The sequence below is a fragment of the Kitasatospora sp. YST-16 genome (genome assembly GCF_026802215.1).
Classification (GTDB): domain Bacteria; phylum Actinomycetota; class Actinomycetes; order Streptomycetales; family Streptomycetaceae; genus Kitasatospora; species Kitasatospora cineracea.
In genome coordinates this window covers 5,059,130-5,077,099 of the sequence record NZ_CP113837.1, presented here as the reverse complement: position 1 = coordinate 5,077,099, position 17,970 = coordinate 5,059,130, and the positions used below count along the sequence as shown (strand labels likewise).

At 74.3% G+C, this 17,970-nt stretch carries 13 protein-coding genes; 3 read left to right on the top strand and 10 right to left on the bottom strand.

Going from position 1 to position 17,970, the window contains the following annotated elements; all coding sequences use genetic code 11:
• Positions 1-20 precede the first annotated feature (20 nt).
• Complete coding sequence (gene lexA / locus OU787_RS23145) at positions 21-746, top strand: transcriptional repressor LexA (protein WP_232794816.1); 726 nt, start codon at positions 21-23, stop codon at positions 744-746.
• A 60-nt stretch (positions 747-806) separates the two neighbouring features.
• On the opposite strand, the gene OU787_RS23140 is transcribed toward lexA, so the two are convergent.
• The 5 genes from OU787_RS23140 to OU787_RS23120 form a co-directional block, all read right to left on the bottom strand.
• Positions 807-2,897 carry an ATP-dependent DNA helicase gene (locus OU787_RS23140; RefSeq protein ID WP_268660430.1) on the bottom strand — a complete coding sequence of 697 codons (2,091 nt, stop codon included), beginning with the start codon at positions 2,895-2,897 and terminating at the stop codon, positions 807-809.
• Between the two features lie 13 nt (positions 2,898-2,910).
• Positions 2,911-4,608 (bottom strand): IucA/IucC family protein, encoded by a 1,698-nt coding sequence (locus OU787_RS23135; protein WP_232794815.1) that lies wholly within the window; start codon positions 4,606-4,608, stop codon positions 2,911-2,913.
• 61 nt (positions 4,609-4,669) lie between these two features.
• The gene (locus OU787_RS23130; protein WP_268660429.1) at positions 4,670-6,094 is read right to left on the bottom strand and encodes a lysine N(6)-hydroxylase/L-ornithine N(5)-oxygenase family protein; all 1,425 of its coding nucleotides are present in this window, start codon (positions 6,092-6,094) and stop codon (positions 4,670-4,672) included.
• Positions 6,095-6,100: 6 nt separating this feature from the next.
• Positions 6,101-6,658, bottom strand: coding sequence for a GNAT family N-acetyltransferase (locus OU787_RS23125; protein WP_442788530.1), 558 nt, complete (start codon positions 6,656-6,658; stop codon positions 6,101-6,103).
• Positions 6,655-8,415, bottom strand: coding sequence for an IucA/IucC family protein (locus tag OU787_RS23120; protein ID WP_268660428.1), 1,761 nt, complete (start codon positions 8,413-8,415; stop codon positions 6,655-6,657). The genes OU787_RS23125 and OU787_RS23120 overlap by 4 nt, the downstream gene beginning before the upstream one ends.
• Positions 8,416-8,669: 254 nt before the next feature.
• On the opposite strand from OU787_RS23120, the gene OU787_RS23115 reads away from it, so the two are divergent.
• Both OU787_RS23115 and OU787_RS23110 read left to right on the top strand, forming a co-directional pair.
• Positions 8,670-9,824: a trypsin-like serine peptidase gene (locus OU787_RS23115; RefSeq protein ID WP_268660427.1), complete on the top strand. Its 1,155-nt coding sequence runs from the start codon at positions 8,670-8,672 to the stop codon at positions 9,822-9,824.
• A gap of 80 nt (positions 9,825-9,904) precedes the next feature.
• On the top strand, positions 9,905-11,068 hold the full coding sequence (locus tag OU787_RS23110) for a trypsin-like serine peptidase (RefSeq protein WP_035953859.1): 1,164 nt from the start codon (positions 9,905-9,907) through the stop codon (positions 11,066-11,068).
• Between the two features lie 107 nt (positions 11,069-11,175).
• On the opposite strand, the gene hflX is transcribed toward OU787_RS23110, so the two are convergent.
• The 5 genes from hflX to miaA form a co-directional block, all read right to left on the bottom strand.
• Positions 11,176-12,675 (bottom strand): GTPase HflX, encoded by a 1,500-nt coding sequence (hflX, locus tag OU787_RS23105; RefSeq protein ID WP_030457991.1) that lies wholly within the window; start codon positions 12,673-12,675, stop codon positions 11,176-11,178.
• A 1-nt stretch (position 12,676) separates the two neighbouring features.
• Complete coding sequence (locus tag OU787_RS23100; protein WP_268660426.1) at positions 12,677-15,034, bottom strand: RelA/SpoT family protein; 2,358 nt, start codon at positions 15,032-15,034, stop codon at positions 12,677-12,679.
• Positions 15,035-15,210: 176 nt separating this feature from the next.
• Positions 15,211-16,089: a diaminopimelate epimerase gene (gene dapF, locus OU787_RS23095; RefSeq protein ID WP_232794811.1), complete on the bottom strand. Its 879-nt coding sequence runs from the start codon at positions 16,087-16,089 to the stop codon at positions 15,211-15,213.
• Between the two features lie 63 nt (positions 16,090-16,152).
• Positions 16,153-16,638, bottom strand: a complete 486-nt coding sequence (locus OU787_RS23090; RefSeq protein ID WP_030457988.1) for a hypothetical protein — start codon at positions 16,636-16,638, stop codon at positions 16,153-16,155.
• Positions 16,639-16,891: 253 nt separating this feature from the next.
• Positions 16,892-17,872 carry a tRNA (adenosine(37)-N6)-dimethylallyltransferase MiaA gene (miaA, locus tag OU787_RS23085; RefSeq protein ID WP_051816531.1) on the bottom strand — a complete coding sequence of 327 codons (981 nt, stop codon included), beginning with the start codon at positions 17,870-17,872 and terminating at the stop codon, positions 16,892-16,894.
• Between the last annotated feature and the right edge of the window lie 98 nt (positions 17,873-17,970).

Genomic DNA, 17,970 nt, shown 5'->3' with positions numbered 1-17,970 from the left:
AGGAGAGCATGGACCAGGCCATGAGCCGTAGTCAGCCGATCGAGGAGTCCCCGCTCGGTGCGCCCGTTCCCGTCGTCCGCTCCCTCCCCGGCCGCCCGCCCGGCATCCGCACCGACGAGGCCGGCCTGACCGAGCGTCAGCGCCGGGTCATCGAAGTGATCAGGGACTCCGTCCAGCGCCGCGGCTACCCGCCGTCCATGCGCGAGATCGGCCAGGCCGTCGGCCTGTCCTCCACCTCCTCGGTCGCGCACCAGCTGATGGCGCTGGAGCGCAAGGGCTTCCTGCGGCGCGACCCGCACCGTCCGCGCGCCTACGAGGTCCGCGGCGTCGAGGTGGCCCGCCCGGCCGCGGCGGAGACCTCCGGCCGGCCGTCCACCTCCTACGTGCCGCTGGTCGGCCGGATCGCGGCCGGCGGCCCGATCCTGGCCGAGCAGACCGTCGAGGACGTGTTCCCGCTGCCCCGCCAACTGGTCGGCGAGGGCGAGTTGTTCGCGCTGACGGTGAAGGGCGACTCGATGGTCGACGCGGCGATCTGCGACGGCGACTGGGTGACGGTCCGCAAGCAGCCGGTGGCCGAGAACGGCGACATCGTCGCGGCGATGATCGACGGCGAGGCGACGGTGAAGCGGCTCAAGCGCGAGGACGGCAAGATCTGGCTGATGCCGCACAACGCGGCGTACGAGCCGATCCCGGGCGACAACGCGACGATCCTCGGCAAGGTGGTGGCGGTGCTGCGCCGCCTCTGAACGCGGCAGCAACGCGAAGGGGCCGGTCCCGCTCGGCGGGACCGGCCCCTTCGCGTGCGCTCAGCGCTGCTTGACCGGCGGGGCCGCGGCGTCGATCGCGGCCAGCGAGCGGCGGACCTGGTTGCGGTCGGTGGTGTACCAGAAGTCCGGCATGGAGGAGCGGAAGAAGCCGCCGTAGCGGGCGGTGGCCAGCCGCGGGTCGAGGACCGCGACGATGCCCTTGTCGTCGGCGGCCCGGACCAGCCGGCCCGCGCCCTGCGCCATCAGCAGCGCGGCGTGCGTCGCCGCGACCGCCATGAAGCCGTTGCCGCCGTGCGCCTCGACGTCCTTCTGCCGGGCGCTCATCAGCGGGTCGTCGGGCCGTGGGAAGGGGATGCGGTCCATCACGACGAGCTGGCAGGCGGAGCCGGGCACGTCGACACCCTGCCAGAGCGACAGGGTGCCGAACAGGCAGGTCCGCGCGTCGGCGGCGAACGCCTTGATGAGCTCACCGAGGGTGTCCTCGCCCTGGAGCAGGATCGGCACGTCGAGGCGTTCGCGGAGCTGCTCGGCGGCGGTCTGGGCGGCCCGCATCGAGGAGAACAGGCCGAGCGTGCGGCCGCCGGCCGCGCCGATCAGCTCGGTGAGCTCGTCCAGCATCTCGGGCCGGTCGGGCTCCCGGCCGGGCGGCGGGAGGTGCTTGGCGACGTAGAGGATGCCCTGCTTGGGGTAGGTGAAGGGGGAGCCGACGTCCAGGCCGCGCCAGTACGGCGGGGCGTCCTCGCCCGTCTCGGCGGCGGGCCCGTCGGGGGTGCGGTGGTCGGGGAGCCTGGTCTCGCCGGGCAGGCCGAGCGAGGCGGCGACGCCGTTGAAGTCGCCGCCGAGCTTGAGGGTGGCCGAGGTGAGGACGACCGAGCGGTCCTTGTAGAGGTTCTCCCGGAGCAGGCCGGAGACGGACAGCGGGGCGACCCGCAGCGAGGCGGTGCCCAGGCCGTAGCGGTCGGAGCGCTCGATCCAGATCACGTCGTACTCGGAGCCGGTGAGCAGCCGGTCCGCGGTCTCGTGCAGCGTCTCGGCGGAGGCCATCGCCTGCTTGCGGACGGCGTCCTCGTCGGTGAGGCCCTTGTCGCGGGTCTCGCCGAGCGAGGTGATCACCTGGCGGCAGGCGTCCCGGATGCCGGCCACCGCGTAGCCGAGGTACTCGGGGAGCTCGTCGACCTGGCCGGGCTGCGCGGTCTCCATCAGGCCGTGGAAGTTCTCGGCGGCGGCCTGGAGGGCGTCCACCGCCTTCTCGTTGGCGAGCTTGGCGGCGCGCTTGACCGCCCGGTTGACCGCGCCGACGGTGAGCTCGGCGGTGGCCGCGCCGGTGACCCGGTTCACCAGCTCGTGCGCCTCGTCGATGATCAGCAGGCCGTGCTCGGGCAGCACGGGGGCGCCCTCGATCGCGTCGATCGCCAGCATGGCGTGGTTGGTGACCACCACGTCGGCCAGCTTGGCGCGCTCGCGGGCCTGCTCGGCGAAGCACTCCTCGCCGTAGGCGCAGCGGGAGGCGCCCAGGCACTCCTTGGAGGTGACGGCGAGCTGGGCCCAGGCCTTGTCGGAGACGCCGGGGGTGAGGTCGTCGCGGTCGCCCGTCTCGGTCTCCTCGGCCCACTCGCGCAGCCGGAGCACGTCCTGGCCGAGCTTGCCGGTGGGGCCGCCGAGCGCGTCGACCGGGTCGAACAGGCCCTCGCCCTCGTCGCTCGGGGTGCCCTCGTTGGCGCGGTGCAGGCACAGGTAGTTGGAGCGGCCCTTGAGCATGGCGAACAGCGGGCGGCGGCGCAGCACCGGGTGCAGGGCCTCGACGGTGCGCGGCAGGTCCCGTTCGACCAGCTGGCGCTGCAGGGCGAGCGTCGCGGTGGCGACGACCACCCGGTCGCCGTGGGCGAGGGCGGGCACCAGGTAGGCGAGGGACTTTCCGGTGCCGGTGCCGGCCTGGACGAGCAGGTGCTCGCCCTCGTCGACGGCGGCGGAGACGGCTTCGGCCATCCGGACCTGCCCGGGCCGCTCCGTGCCGCCGACGGCGGCGACGGCGGCGTGCAGCAGCTCGGGGAGGCGGGAGGCGGGGACCGGCGCGGGGGGCTCGGCCGTCTCCGGGCCGCCGGGCAGGGGTTCGATGGTGTCGTTCGTCATGACGCCCCCCAGCCTACGGGGCCGGACTGACAACCCGGACCCGCTGGGCGGGGAGGTGGGCGGTGCTGTGCAGCGGGTTGTCGACCTGGCCGTGCACGGCGGCGTGCGGGCGGTCGGGGCGGTCCCGGTAGCCGTCGAGCAGCAGGCGGTTGCGGTTCAGGCAGAGCCGGTCGATCCGGGGCTTGAACAGGTCGAACAGCCGGTGCCGGTCGGCGAGTTCGGGGAAGCGGCGCTGGCAGTCGAGGATCTCGGCGCGCAGCAGTTCCCAGAACTCCGCTTCCGGCAGGTCGAGTTGGTCCTCCAGCAGCGGGGCGAGGTAGCGGTGGACGCCGATGAACAGGCCGGAGTGCAGGAACTGGCAGAGGTAGTCCGGGTCCTCCCGGTTGAGCACGTCGGCGATCTCCGCGGGCAGGCCGGCGAGTTCGGGCAGCGGCCGGTCGCTGAGGTTGACGTCGTCGACGAAGTCCTTGACGGCGAGCCGGACCGGGACGTCGTCGCGGTCGAAGACCACGATGGCGTTCTCGCCGTGCGGGGAGAACACCAGGCCGTAGCGGTACAGGAAGTGCAGCAGCGGCGGCAGCATCGCGGCGAACAGCCGGCGCACCCACTCCCGGGGCTCCAGGCCGGAGCGGGCGACGAGTTCGGCGGTCAGCGCCCGCCCGTCGGAGCCGGTCTGCAGCAGCGCGGCCAGGGTGCGGGCCCGCTCGCCGGGTTCCAGGTACCGGCCGAGCGGTTCGCGCCAGATCGCGCCGAGCAGTTCCTTGTACTGGTAGGGCGCGTCGGGCAGGTCCCGGTACAGCGGGTGCTCGACGGTGACCGAGGCGATCTCGCCGAGCAGGATCACCCGGCACTCGTCGCGCAGGTACGGGTCGGTGTCGCGCAGGTGGTGGATCCAGGCGGTGACGGCGGGCGCGGCGAGGGCGCGTTCGGTGGGCAGGCCGCGCCAGACCAGGGTGTTGAGGATGGCGAGCGGCAGTTTGACGGTGCAGCGGTCGGGGCGGCTGAGGTTGAAGAAGGAGCGGATGGACTGCTGGGGCAGCCGCAGGTCGCCGTCGCTGGGCAGCGGGATGATCCGGCCGTCGGCGATCCACGGCGCGAACAGGCCGACCACGGTCTCGTCCCACTGCCAGGGGTGCACCGGGAGCAGCCAGAACTCGTCGGCGCGCTCGCCGAGTTGGGTGCGGAAGGCGGGGTCGAGCTCGGTGTCGTAGACGGTCGGGTCGCCGCGGAACTCGGCCAGGCTCTTGTGCACGGCGAGCCAGGGCAGCGGGCGGGGCAGCCTGGCCTCCGGGGTCCAGCCGGCCGCGTCGGTGGCGGAGAAGCCGAGTCGGCCCTTGTTGGCGACGATCCACGGGTGGCCGGTCTGCCGGCCCTCCAGGGCGACGTGGTCGAGGTCGGCGAGTTCGGCGGCGGTCAGCGCGGTGGCCCGCAGGTGGGCGTCGGCGATCAGGGTGGCGGTGAGTTCGCGGACCAGGTGGCCGGTGGTGTCGCCGCTCGCCCCGAGGACGTGCCGGGCCTGCTGGAGGAAGCGCAGCGGGTCGTCGCCGCCCTCGATCGAGGCCGGCTCGACCCGCCAGCTGCCGTACGCGCCGCGGCGGGCGGCGAACCGGTAGTCGGCGTCGGGGAGGCGCAGCAGGTAGCGGCCGTCGCCGTCGGGCTGCGGGTGGAGCAGTTCCTCGTAGGCGAATTCGCCGAGCAGTTTGGCGAGCATGTCCCGTCCGGCGGCCTGCCAGTGCCCGGTGGTGAGCTGGGGTGGCAGGTGGAGCACGGGGTCAGCGGCTGGCTGCGGCACGCTCGGTTCCTTCCTGGGGTCGTGGGAGCACCGCCGGCTGCGGGGCGGGTGCGGGTCCGGGGGCGGCGGGCGGGGCGAATGCTGGGGCGGAGGGCGGGAGGAACGTCGTCCAGGCGGTGCGGTGGGGCAGCGGGTGGAGGGTCTTGCCCGCGACGGCGTTGAGGATCACGGCGGCGCGGTGCGCGCCGAGCCCGAGGTCCGGGGTGCCGACACCGTGAGTGTGCAGCTCGGCGTTCTGGACGTACAGACCGCCGGTGAGTTCCGGCCGGGTGGCGACCCGGTGGTCGAGGTCGACCCGGTAGCGGCCCTGCTCGTCCCAGTCGATCAGGTCGGCGATCGGGTCGAGGGCGGCGGGGCGCACCGCGCGGTAGCCGGTGGCGAGCACCACGGCGTCGGTGCGGACCAGATGGCGGCGGCCGGAGTCGCCGTGCCGGCAGTGCAGTTCGAGGCCGCCGGGGCCCTGGGCGGCCTCGGTGACGGCGGTGCCGGGGAGGATCTCGACGGGTTCGGCGTCGATCGGGCGGCCGACGGTGCGCTCGTACAGGTGGTCGTGGATCTCGGCGAGGGTCTCGGCGCTGGCGGCCTTGTGCAGCTGCCACTGCGCGGGGACGAGGGCGTCCCGGACCTCGGCGGGCAGGCCGTGGAAGTAGCGGGTGTAGTCGGGGGTGAACTGCTCCAGGCCGAGCTTGGAGTACTCCATCGGGGCGATCGCCCGGGTGCGGGTGAGCCAGCGCAGCCGGGTGCCGTCGCCGGCCCGGTGGCGCAGCAGGTCGAGGAAGACCTCGGCGCCGGACTGGCCGGATCCGACCACCGTGACGTCCCGGGCGGCGTCCAGGGCGCGGCGCCGGGTCAGGTAGTCGGCGGAGTGCAGCACGGCGGGGTGGCTGCTCAGCGGGGCGAAGGCCGCGGGGCGGACGGGTTCGGTGCCGGTGCCGAGCACGAGGTGGCGGGCCCGGTGCACCGCGCCGGCGGCGTGCACCAGGTAGAGCCGCTCCTCGGCGTCCCAGTGGACGGCGGTGACGGGGCTGCCGAAGCGGCAGTTCGGGAGCCGGTCGGCGGCCCACCGGCAGTAGTGGTCGTACTCGCGGCGGGGCAGCTGGAAGCGCTCGCCGAAGTAGAACGGGAACAGCCGCTGCTGGTCGCGCAGGTAGTTGAGGAACGACCACGGGTTGGTCGGGTCGACCAGGGTGACCAGGTCGGCCAGGAACGGGACCTGCATCCGGGCGCCGTCGACGAGCATGCCGGGGTGCCAGCGGAACTCGGGCCTGGCGTCGAGGAACAGCGCGCTGACGGTCTCGGCCCGGTCGGCGAGCGCGGCCAGCGAGAGGTTGAACGGGCCGATGCCGACGCCGATCAGGTCGTACGGCTCGGGCGGCCGGCCCGCCGTGTCGTCGTGGGAGGTCATGTCGTCCTAGGTGTCCGCGGGGGTGTCGGCGCGCCGGCGGATCATCAGGGCGGCGCGCTTGTCGGGCAGGTCGAGGTCGGCGACGCGGTCGAACCCGGCGCGCGCGAACGCCCGGACGGAGGGCGTGTTGCGGACGTCGGGTTCGGCGAGCACCCGGGTGCAGCGGGGTTCGCGCCGCAGCAGCCGGGTGGCGATCGCGTCGAGCAGCGGGGCGGCCAGGCCCCGGCCGCGGGCGGCGGGGGCCAGCAGCAGGTGCACGCCCAGGTCGTGCGGGCGGGCGGGGTAGTGCGCGGCCAGCGGGTCGAGGTCGGCCCGGTACAGCTCGAAGTAGCCGGTGGGCGTGCCGTCGAGCAGGGCCAGGACGGGGCGGCTGCGGCCGTCGCCGTCGAGCTGGGCGGCGAGGTGGTCGGCGGTGGTCCGCGGCGGGCCGGCGAGGGCCCACCAGCGGTCGGTGTCCGGGTCGTTCATCCAGCCGGTGAGCAGGTCCAGGTCGGCGTCCAACCGCACGGTGGGCAGGACGAGTTCACCGGCCGCGGTGGGTATCGTCCCGGTCTCCGGGATCACGCCCGGGCCACCGGGTTGTCGATCTCGACGTACACCGACTGGGTCTCGACCGGGCCGACCAGTTCGTCCAGGCCGTGCAGCCGGGTGAGCAGGTTGGCCTTGCAGCGCAGGGTGGGCGCGTCCAGCAGGTGGGCGGGCAGCGCGGAGCCGGTGGCGGTGGCGGCGGGGCCGGCCAGAAAGCGGCGCAGCGCGGCCAGCAGCAGCTGCTCGTCGGCGAGGCCCTGGGAGCCGAAGGCGCCGATCAGGCCGAGCACGTGGTTGATGCCGAGGTAGTAGGCGAAGCGCTCGTCGGCGACCGCGTCGGGCACGAAGGTGTCGCTGTGCGCGCCGAGTCCGGGCAGCCGCTCGTGCAGCCGGTCGGCGTGCGAGGCGCGGAAGTAGTAGCCCTGGTTGTCGCGGTAGCGGCCGCCGGCGGGCCAGCCCTGGGGGTCCAGCAGGACCAGGCTGTTCTGCTGGTGGGCCTCCAGCGCGATGCCGGCCCGCCCGTCCAGCCAGAGGATCGGCAGGACGACGGTGTCCAGGTAGCGCAGGAACCACTCGGTGGCGACGGTCGGCACCGGGCGGCCGGTGCGGGCGGCCAACTCGTCGAGGACGTCCGCCAGTTGCGAGCCGAGCCGGTCCAGCGGCCGTTCGGCGACCAGTCCGGCCACGCACAGCGCCCGGTCGGCGGGCCCGAACGGCAGCTGCCGCAGCACGGTGTCCAGGCCGTTGGGGTCGCCGAGCGCGGGGTGGTCGACGCCGATCCAGGCCGGGTCGCGGACGATGTCGAAGCCGGGGTGGGCGGCCCGCCACTCGGCGGCCAGGCCGGACTCCAGCAGGCGGTGCACCTCGGCGCCCCGGTGCAGTTCCTTGCGGAGGTTCTCCCGGCGGGAGTTGGTGATCCGCAGGCCGAGCGAGAGCTTGAGCATCCACGGGGTACCGGGGCGGCAGACGGTGCGCACCGAGCTGGTGGGGTGCCAGGGCTCGCCGTGCTGGCCGAGGTCGGTGAGCAGGCCCTGTTCGAGCAGGTCGGCGACGGCCGGGCGGAGCACCAGTTCGCGGGCCTGCCAGGGGTGCAGCGGCAGGACGGCCGTGTCGGCGGGCAGCGGGCGGCCGTACAGCCCGGCGGTGAGCTGCTCGACGGGGGTGCCGGCGGCGGAGTCGCCGGCCAGCAGCGAGCGGTGCACGGCCCACCAGTGCAGCCGGAAGCTGCCGTGCAGCTCCGGGGAGTACGCGGCGGACTGGGCGGGGCCGAGGCCGTCGCGGCTCTTCGGGGTGGGGTGCAGCGGGTGGCCGAGCAGCAGGGCCTGTTCGGCGCGCAGGAACGGGTCGGCGGGGGCGGCGGGGGCGGCCCGGCGGTGGGCGAGGATCTCCGCGGTGCGGGCCGAGGAGTCGGCCACCCGGGCGGTCAGGTCGGCGAGTTGGCCGGGTTCGGGGCGGCCGGTGGCGCCGGCCACCAGGGCGGCGACGGTGACCGCGTCGACCGGGTGCTCGGCGGTGCCGGTGGAGACGGTGGCCGGGCCGAACCGGTGCCAGCCGCAGGCCGACCAGTGCCGCACCGGCGCGGACAGCTGCGCGGCGCCGCCGAGCACCGGGATCCGCAGCAGGTCGCCGTCCGGGCGCTCGGCCGCGGTCTCCCGGGCCCAGCAGCGCAACAGGCTCTCGGTGGCGGCGTGTTCGGCGGCCACGGCCGGGTCGGGGTCGAGCAGCGGGTCCGGGGTGGGGTGCCCGGCCGCCGGCCGGGTGGCCGGGGGGACGCCGGTGAGGGTGCTGGCCAAATCCGCTCCTTGTAGCCGCGTGACTGCCTACGGGTAAGGGTTGCCTGTCCACCACCGCCGGGCACAAGGACGGCTCACTCGTTCCGGTGAGTTTCGGGCGATCCCTCACCCCCAGGTGTGAGCGGGCGGCATCCTGACGGACCGTCACCATCACGGTTCGGTGTCCGGACGTCAACGGCAGGGGCACCGCCCGTCCGCCGCGTCGGACCCGGATGGAAGACTGTCCCGGGGAGTCGGTCCGTTCTGGGGGGTTGATGGTGAGGGCACGGGGGGTGGTGGCCCTGCTGTCCGCGGCCGCCGTGGTGGCGGGCGGGACGAGCGCCTGCACCTCGACCGGCGGCGGCGGGGGCGACGGGGCGCCGCGCAGCTTCGCCGAGTTGAAGCAGTGGGGGTACGCCGAGTGGGACCGCTGGGCGCAGCACCACGGCTTCCGCAACCCGGCGGTGCCGGGCCTGTGGAGCGCCGAGAAGATGGACCAGGCCCCGCCGCAGCAGCCCGCCCCGGCCCCGGACGGACCGTCCGCCGCGCCGCCGCCGTCGCTCCCGGTGAGCACCTCGGCGAGCGGGCCGACGAGCGGGCCGGAGAGCGGGCCCGCGTCCGGCCCGGCCACCGCGTCCCCCTCCCCCGCCGCGCCGCCGCCGGTGGCCGCGCAGCCGGTGCCGCGCCCGTACACCAGCTACCCGGCGTCCGGGAAGGTCTTCATGACCGCGCCGAACGGCGGCACCGGCCAGTGCTCGGCCACCGTGGTCGCCGACCCGGCGCACCCGGGGAAGAGCAACCTGGTGTGGACGGCCGCGCACTGCGTGCACGAGGGCAAGGGCGGCGACTGGTACCGGAACCTGGTGTTCGTCCCGGCCTACAACAGCTCCGGCGCGGCCAGCGACCACCGGAAGGCGACGCTCGCCGAGGTCGCCCCGCTCGGGCAGTGGTGGGCCGACAAGGTGATCACCTCGCCGCTGTGGACCACCGAGGGCACCAAGGGCGGGGACGCCGCGAACCAGTACGACTTCGCGGTGGTCAAGGTGCGCGGCCCGGAGGGCGAGACCCGCTCGCTGGAGGAGGCCGTCGGCACCGCCGTGCCGGTGTGGTTCGACGCCCCGCGCGAGCAGTTGGCGATCCAGGCCTGGGGGTACCCGGCCCTCGCGCCGTTCGACGGGCAGGAGTTGGAGCGCTGCGACTCCGGCCGGCCGGGCTCGCGCAGCTTCGACCCGGCCCGGCCCCCGATGCTGGTGATCGGCTGCACCATGACGGCCGGCGCGTCGGGCGGCGGCTGGTTCGCCGACGGCCCGGACGGCCGCCAGCGGCTGGTCAGCAACACCTCGATCGGCACCCCGGCGCACACCGCCCTGAACGGGCCCTACCTGGAGGACGTGGCCCGCCAGGCGCTCGACTACGTCTCCCGGAAGTGACCGCCGCCGGTCGCCTCCGTCCGGCCCGGCCCCGGCCCCGACTCCGCACCCATTCCGACACCGACCACGGGGGAACACCCATGACCGACCAGCACCGCATAGCGCGCCGAGTCCGGAGCGCGGCCGCGGCCGCCCTGGTGACGGTGCTCGCCGTCACCACCGCCGCCTGCTCCCAGAAGCCGGTCCCGTCGCCGCCGCCCGTCAAGTCCTCGGCGTCCGGGTCGAAGGACTCCGTGGACATCGGCGACCTGCAGAACTTCCTCTCCCAGGCGCCGAACTGGAACGCCGACGACTGGAAGAAGTGGGCGTCCAAGAACGGCTTCAAGCCGGAGGACATCGAGGCGATCAAGAGCTTCTGGAACAAGAAGAAGCCCGCCGACCCGAAGAAGACCACCTCGATCGCCCCGGACGAGAAGGCCCCCTCGATCCGGGACGTGGTCTTCCCGTCCGTCGTCCAGGCCAAGGCCCAGCCGCACCCGTACGGTGCGGACACCGCCGTGATCGGCAAGATCTTCTTCGAGAGCGACGAGGGCACCGCGGTCTGCTCGGGCACCGTGGTCGCCGACCCGGGCAACCCCGGCCGGAGCAACCTGGTGTGGACGGCCGCGCACTGCGCCCACGGCGGCAAGGGCAAGGGCTACTTCACCAAGCTGATGTTCGCGCCCAGCTACAACCGCACCGGCGTCACCAGCAACGGCAAGGGCCAGAACGCCACCTGGGAGGAGGTCGCCCCGCTCGGCCGCTGGCTGGCCACCGACATGCTGGTGATGCCGCAGTGGACCCAGGAGGGCAACCTGGTGGGCACCGCGGCCAACCAGTTCGACTTCGCGGTGATCCGGGTGGCCTCGCTGGACGGCTCGAACATCTCGCTGGAGGAGACCGTCGGCAGCTCGGTGCCGATCCTGTTCAACGCCAAGCCGGAGGACATCACCGCGCCCAAGGCGTACGGCTACCCGGCCGGGAAGCCGTACGACGGCGAGGAGTTGGAGCACTGCGACTCCACCGCCAAGCTCACCCCGTTCGTCTTCGACCGCTCGCGCCCGCCGATGCTGGCCATCGGCTGCAGCATGACCGGCGGTTCCTCCGGCGGCGGCTGGATCACCCGGCAGAACGGCAAGCCGGTGCTGTTCTCCAACGTCTCGATCGGCGACAACGGCAACCGCTGGCAGGCCGGCCCGACCCTCGGGCCGGACGCCAAGAAGATGTTCGACGCCTTCCTGGCCAAGGAGTCGGGCAACCGGTAGCCGCCGGAACGCCGACGGGCGGGCGGCGCACCCTCGCAGGGTGCGCCGCCCGCCCGTTCGCTACGGCTTCGTCCGCTACGGCGGGTAGCGGGTGCCGGTACCCGCCGTCAGGCCGCGACGACCGCGTACCGCTCCAGCTCGCCGGCCAGCACGGCCGCCACCTTGGCGTGCAGCAGGGTGCCGTCCGCCGTGTGCTCGGTGGAGATCAGCTCGCCCTCCGCGTGCACCCGGGAGACCAGGTCGCCGCGGGTGTAGGGGACCAGGGCCTTGACCTCCACCGCGGGGCGGGGCAGTTCCCGGTCGATCAGGGCGAGCAGTTCCTCGATGCCCTGGCCGCTGCGGGCCGACACCACCAGGGCGTGCGGCTCGCGGCGCAGCAGGCGCTGGAGGACCAGCGGGTCCGCCGCGTCGGCCTTGTTGATCACCACGATCTCCGGCACGTTCTGCGCGTCGACCGAGACGATCACCTCGCGGACGGCGGCGAGCTGGGTCTCCGGCTCGGGGTGCGAGCCGTCCACCACGTGCAGGATGAGGTCGGCGTCGGCGACCTCCTCCATGGTGGAGCGGAACGCCTCGACCAGGTGGTGCGGCAGGTGCCGGACGAAGCCGACCGTGTCGGCCAGCGTGTAGAGCCGGCCGCTCGGGGTCTCGGCCCGGCGGACCGTCGGGTCCAGGGTGGCGAACAGCGCGTTCTCCACCAGGACGCCGGCCCCGGTGAGCCGGTTGAGCAGCGAGGACTTGCCCGCGTTGGTGTACCCGGCGATGGCCACCGACGGGACGTGGTTGCGCCGCCGCTCCTGCCGCTTGGTGTCGCGGCCCTTCTTCATGTCGGCGATCTCCTTGCGGAGCTTCGCCATCTTCTCGCGGATCCGCCGCCGGTCGGTCTCGATCTTGGTCTCACCGGGACCGCGGGTGGCCATGCCGCCGCCCGAGGAGCCGGAGCCACCGCCACCCATCTGCCGGGACAGCGACTGACCCCAGCCGCGCAGGCGCGGCAGCATGTACTGCATCTGCGCGAGCGAGACCTGCGCCTTGCCCTCCCGGGACTTGGCGTGCTGGGCGAAGATGTCCAAGATCAGGGCGGTGCGGTCGACCACCTTGACCTTGACCACGTCCTCCAGGTGGATCAGCTGACCGGGCGTCAGCTCACCGTCGCAGACCACGGTGTCGGCGCCGGTGGAAGCGACGATGTCGCGCAGCTCCTTGGCCTTGCCGGAGCCGATGTAGGTGGCCGCGTCGGGCTTGTCGCGGCGCTGGATCACGCCGTCCAGGACTTCGGAGCCGGCCGTCTCGGCGAGGGCGGCGAGCTCGGCCATCGAGTTCTCCGCCTCCTCCAGCGTGCCGTCCGTCCACACGCCGACGAGCACCACGCGCTCCAGGCGGAGCTGGCGGTACTCGACTTCGGTGACGTCCTGCAGTTCGGTGGAGAGTCCGCTCACGCGCCGGAGCGCGGCGCGCTCGGAGCGGTCGTACTGCTCTCCGTCGTAGTTGCCGAGGCCCTCGTCGATCGCCGCGAGGTCCTCGTCCATCAGGGCTTCCGCCTTGAGGTCGGCGAGTCGGCTGGCGGACTCGCTCGATCGGGTGCGGCTGTCGAACGTGGAGGTCATTTCATCCTTGGGTTGATCGGATCGTGCTCTCGGACAACACGGCGGAGCCGCCGTGAATTCCCCACGATGGTTGCACGTCCGCTGCGCCCGAGTCATCCCTTTTACCAGCCGCCCCCTCCGGCCCGGCCACCGCCCCCGCCCCCGCCGCCGCCTCCGCCGCCGCCTCCGCGGCCGCTCCGTCCGGCCCGGACTCCGGCCCGGACTCCGGCCCGCCGGGCCGGTACACGTCGTACACGCCCGACACCCGGAGCACCGCCCGCATCACCGCGGGCAGCACCGCGGCGTCGGGCAGCTCCAGGGTGTAGCTGTGCCGCACCCGCAGCTGGCGGGGCGGCTCGACCTCGGCGGAGAAGATCGACGCGCCCTCGCCGGAGATCGCCGCGGTCAGGTCGGCGAGCAGCCGGGGCCGGTTGAGCGCCTCGGCGTGCAGGGTGGCCCGGTAGCCCCACTGCGGGGCGCCGCCGGGCAGCCAGCGGACCCCGACCGGGCGGCGGCCGCCGCGCAGCATCCGGGTGCCGGTGGGACAGCCCGCCCGGTGCACCGCGACGATCCCGCCGCGCAGCGCGATGCCGGTCACCTCGTCGGGCGGGACGGGCGTGCAGCAGCGGGCCAACCGGACGGCCGCACCGGGCAGTTCGGGCACCTCGGCGGGCGCGACGGCCTCGCCGGGGCCGGCACCGGCGACGGCACCGGGCGCGACGGCGGGCGAGGCGACGGCGGCGGGCCCGGGCGCGGGCACGGGCACGGGCGCGGGCTCGGGCAGCTCGGCGGGCGCGGCCGGGCGGGCGGCCAGCCGCCGTTCGACGGCGAGCCGGGCGCCGGGGGTGCGGACGTACTCCAGCCACTGCGGGTCGGGCCCGCTGTCCTCGCCGTCGGGGGCGAGCAGCAGGCCGAACACGTCGCCGTCGCGCAGTTCGGTGGAGAGCGCGGCGAGCCGGCCGTTGACCCGGGCGCCGATACATCGGTGGCCGGTCTCCTCGCCGAGCAGGTAGGCGGCGTCCAGGCAGCTGGAGCCGGCCGGCAGGTGCAGGGTGGCGCCGTCCTCGGTGACGGCGGTGATCTCGCGGTCGTCGCGCAGGTCGGCGGTGAGAGCGGACCAGAAGGCGTCCGGGTCGGGGGTGTCCTGCTGCCAGTCGAGCAGCCGGGCCAGCCAGCCGGGGCAGGCCGGGTCGGTGCGGTCCTCGGGGTCGTCGGCGGTGCCGGGCCGGTCGGCGGTGCGCGGGTCGCCGAGGGCGACCACGCCGGTCTCGGCGACCTCGTGCATCCGCCGGGTGCGGACCAGGACCTCGATCACCTCGCCGCCGGTCAGCGCGACCGCGGTGTGCAGCGACTGGTACAGGTTGAACTTGGGGGCGGCGACGAAGTCCTTGAACTCGCCGGGCAGCGGCGTCCAGCAGGTGTGCAGCTCCCCGAGCACGGCGTAGCAGTCGGCGTTCTCCTCGACCACCACCAGCAGCCGCCCGAAGTCGGCGGGCCGCAGCCCGGCGCCGTCCGGCCCGGCCCCGCGCTTGATCATCACCCGGTGCAGCGAGACCAGGTGCCGGGGCCGGACGGTGACGGCGGCGGGGATGCCGGCCTCGGCGAGCTGGCGGCCGAGCTCGGCGGCGAACGGGGCGAGCACGCCGTCCGTCCAGCCGCCGGCCACCGCGCCGGTGTGCTCGTACTCCTCGGGGTGCAGGGTGGCGAAGACGATGTCCTCCAGCTCCGCCTTGACCATCTGGATGCCGAGCCGTTCGGCGAGCGGGATCAGCACGTCCCGGGTGACCTTGGCGATCCGCACCTGGCTGGCCGGCTTCATGTGCCGGATGGTGCGCATGTTGTGCAGCCGGTCGGCGAGCTTGATCACCATCACCCGGACGTCGTCGCCGGTGGCGACCAGCATCTTGCGGAAGGTCTCCGGCTCGGCGGCGGCCCCGAAGTCGACCTTCTCCAGTTTGGTGACGCCGTCCACCAGGTACGCCACCTCGGGCCCGAAGACCTCAGCGACCTGATCGAGCGTCACCTCGGTGTCCTCGACGGTGTCGTGCAGCAGCGAGGCCACCAGCGTGGTGGTGTCCGCGCCGAGCTGGGCGAGGATCATCGTCACCGCGAGCGGGTGGGTGATGTACGGCTCGCCGCTCTTCCGGGTCTGCCCGCGGTGGCTCTCCTCGGCGAGCCGGTACGCCCTGGTCAGCAGGGGTACGTCGGCCTGCGGGCGGTGCACCCGGTGGGCCTGGACGATCGGCTCGATGGCGTCGGGGACGGGCGTCCGCCCGGTGGCGAGCAGTGCCGCCCGGCCGGCCCGGCCGAGTGCCGCGCGGCTGAACCGGCCCGCCGGCTGCTTGGACGGCGGACCCGCCAGCTCGGAGCGGATGGTCATCTGCACCTCCGGCAGCAACACCGGAGCGACGGCCGACCCGGTGGTCCATGCTACCGAGCAGAGCACGTTGCGCGAGCCCCCGCTTCCCCTCTGTCACCCGGATCACTCGAACGGGCGGATTAGCCGGAAGGCCGGATGGGAAGCGGGAGCTGACGCCCCGTCGCGCTGACCTGCGGTCAGAGCAGGACGCCCTCCGCGACGATCACCGCGGGGCCGGTCATCTCGATCCGGCCGTCCGGGAACTCCTCGATCAGCAGTCGACCGCCCGGCAGGTCGACCGTGTAGCGGACGGCCTCCCCGGTGACCGCCGGGTCGGCGCCGTCCCGCCGGATCGCCGCCACCGCGACGGCGCAGGCGCCGGTGCCGCAGGAGCGGGTCTCGCCGGAGCCGCGCTCGTGCACCCGCATCGCCACGTGCCGCTCGCCGCGGTCCACCACGAACTCCACGTTGACGCCCTGCGGGTACGCGCCCGCGGGGGCGGTGGCCGGGGCGTCGAGCAGGGTGCCCGCGTGCGCCAGGTCCGCGACGAACGCCACGGCGTGCGGGTTGCCCATGTTGACGTTCAGCGCGGGCCAGCTGCGGCCGTCCACGGTGACGGTGATGCCGTCCGGGCCGGGCAGCACGGCGCGGCCCATGTCCACGGTGATCTCGCCCGGGGTGCCGTCCGCGGCGTCCGCGGCGATCCGCACCTTCTTGACCCCGCCGCGGGTGGCCACCGCCAGCTCGCCCGGCTTCGCGTGCCCGGCGTGCACCAGGTACCGGGCGAACACCCGCACCCCGTTGCCGCACATCTCGGCGATCGAGCCGTCCGCGTTGCGGTAGTCCATGAACCACTCGGCCTCGTCGGCCATCCCCGCCGCGGCCGGCTCGGCCGCCGAGCGGACCACCCGCAGCACGCCGTCCGCGCCGATCCCGGCCCGCCGGTCGCACAACTCGGCGACGGTGGCCGCCGGCAGGTCGATCCGCCCGTCCGGGTCGGGGACGATCACGAAGTCGTTCTGGGTGCCGTGCCCCTTGAGGAAGGCCGTTCCGCTGATACCGCTGCGCTCGCTCACACCGCCGATGGTAACGAAGCCCGCCGGAGCCCCGTCGAGGACGGACGGCTGCCGAGACGGGTCCTAACCGCGCAGGTGGACGACCCGCCAGAGGGCGAGCGCCACGGCCGCCGCCGCCAGCAGGGTGTACAGCACGATGGCCTTCCAGCCGGCCCGCTCGGTGCTGCCGCGGCGCGGCACGCCCGGCCACTTGTAGCCGGCCCGGCGGGCCGCCATCGCGCCCCAGCCGACCGAGGCCGCGGTGATCAGCAGGCCGAGCATCCCGATCATCGCGGTCGCGCCCTCGCTGCCGAAGGCCAGCGGGAAGGCGAACATCAGCGAGCCGAACATCACCGTCGCGGCGATCGGCAGGATCTGCCACCAGCGCAACCGGCGGCGCGGCCGGATGTCCCGCTCGTGGACCACGCCCGGCGCGGCGGCCAGGTCGTCGATCGCGGGCAGCGCCACGGCGTAGGAGGTGGTGGGGACGGCGAGCTCGGGGAGGGTCTCGGACCCGTCGGAGACGTCGCCGAGCAGCTCATCGGTTTCGGGGCCGGTACCCGTTGACACGCGGCCTCCCCTGACGGCTCGACACGAGCTCCGGAGCTCGCGGGCGGTGAGGCCGGCCCGCGTGCCGGGCCTCGGTGCTACCGATGATGGCACGTACCAACACCCGGGCAGGGCGTCCCACGGGTCGATCGGGTGATCCGATGCCAGGACGTGATCCCGCCGTGACCGCCGGTGCCTTCTGCACCTGCGTCTGCCGGTGCAGACGCCGCGAGCCTGGCCGGATCCCATCCGCCCGGCAGCCGAAACGCGCCGGTCAGCCCGCCGCGCCCGGCTCTTCCGGACGGTGGATCAGTTCCAGTGCCCGGCCCAGCAGCTCGACCGGATCGGCGCCCTCCGGCCGTTCCAGCCAGTGGATCCGCGGGTCCCGGCGGAACCAGGACTCCTGCCGCCGGGCGAACCGCCGGGTGGCCCGCACGGTCTCCGCCCGCGCCTCGTCCTCGGTGCACTCCCCGGCGAAGAACGCCAGCACCTGCTGGTAGCCGAGCGCCCGGCTCGCGGTCAGCCCCTCGCGCAGCCCGGCCTTCTCCAACTCCCGCACCTCGTCCAGCAGCCCGGCCTCCCACATCCGGTCCACCCGCAGCTCGATCCGCCGGTCCAGCTCCGGCCGCGGCACCTGGACGCCGATCTGCACCGCCGCGTACACCGCCCGCTGGGTCGGCAGGCTGGCCGTGAACGGCCGCCCGGTGATCTCGATGACCTCCAGCGCCCGGACGATCCGCCGCCCGTTGCTGGTCAGGATCGCCTCCGCCGCGGCCGGGTCCAGCTCCGCCAGCCGCCGGTGCAGGACGCCGGGGCCGACCCGCTCCAACTCCTCCTCCAGCCGGGCCCGCACCGCCGGATCGGTGCCCGGGAACTCCATCTCGTCGACCGCCGCCCGCACGTACAGGCCCGACCCGCCGACCAGCACCGGCACCTGCCCCGCCGCCAGCTGCCGGTCCATCTCGGCCCGCGCCAGGCGCTGGTACTCGGCCACCGAGGCGGCCTCGGTCACCTCCCACACGTCCAGCAGGTGGTGCGGGACGCCGCCCCGCTCCGCCACCGTCAGCTTGGCGGTACCGATGTCCATGCCCCGGTACAGCTGCATCGAGTCGGTGTTCACCACCTCCCCGCCCAGCTCGCGGGCGATCGCCACCGCCAGGTCGGACTTGCCGGCCGCCGTCGAACCGACCACCGAGACCACCCGGGGCAGCACGTCGGGACGCGCGGGAGAAGAGGAGGAAGAGGAACCGCTCACCCCCCCAGTCTCGCAAAAGCCGGGCACCTCCCGTGTCACCGCGTCGTTCACCGGGGAGGATCAGCTATGTCTGATCCGGAAATGACCCGAATTGCGAA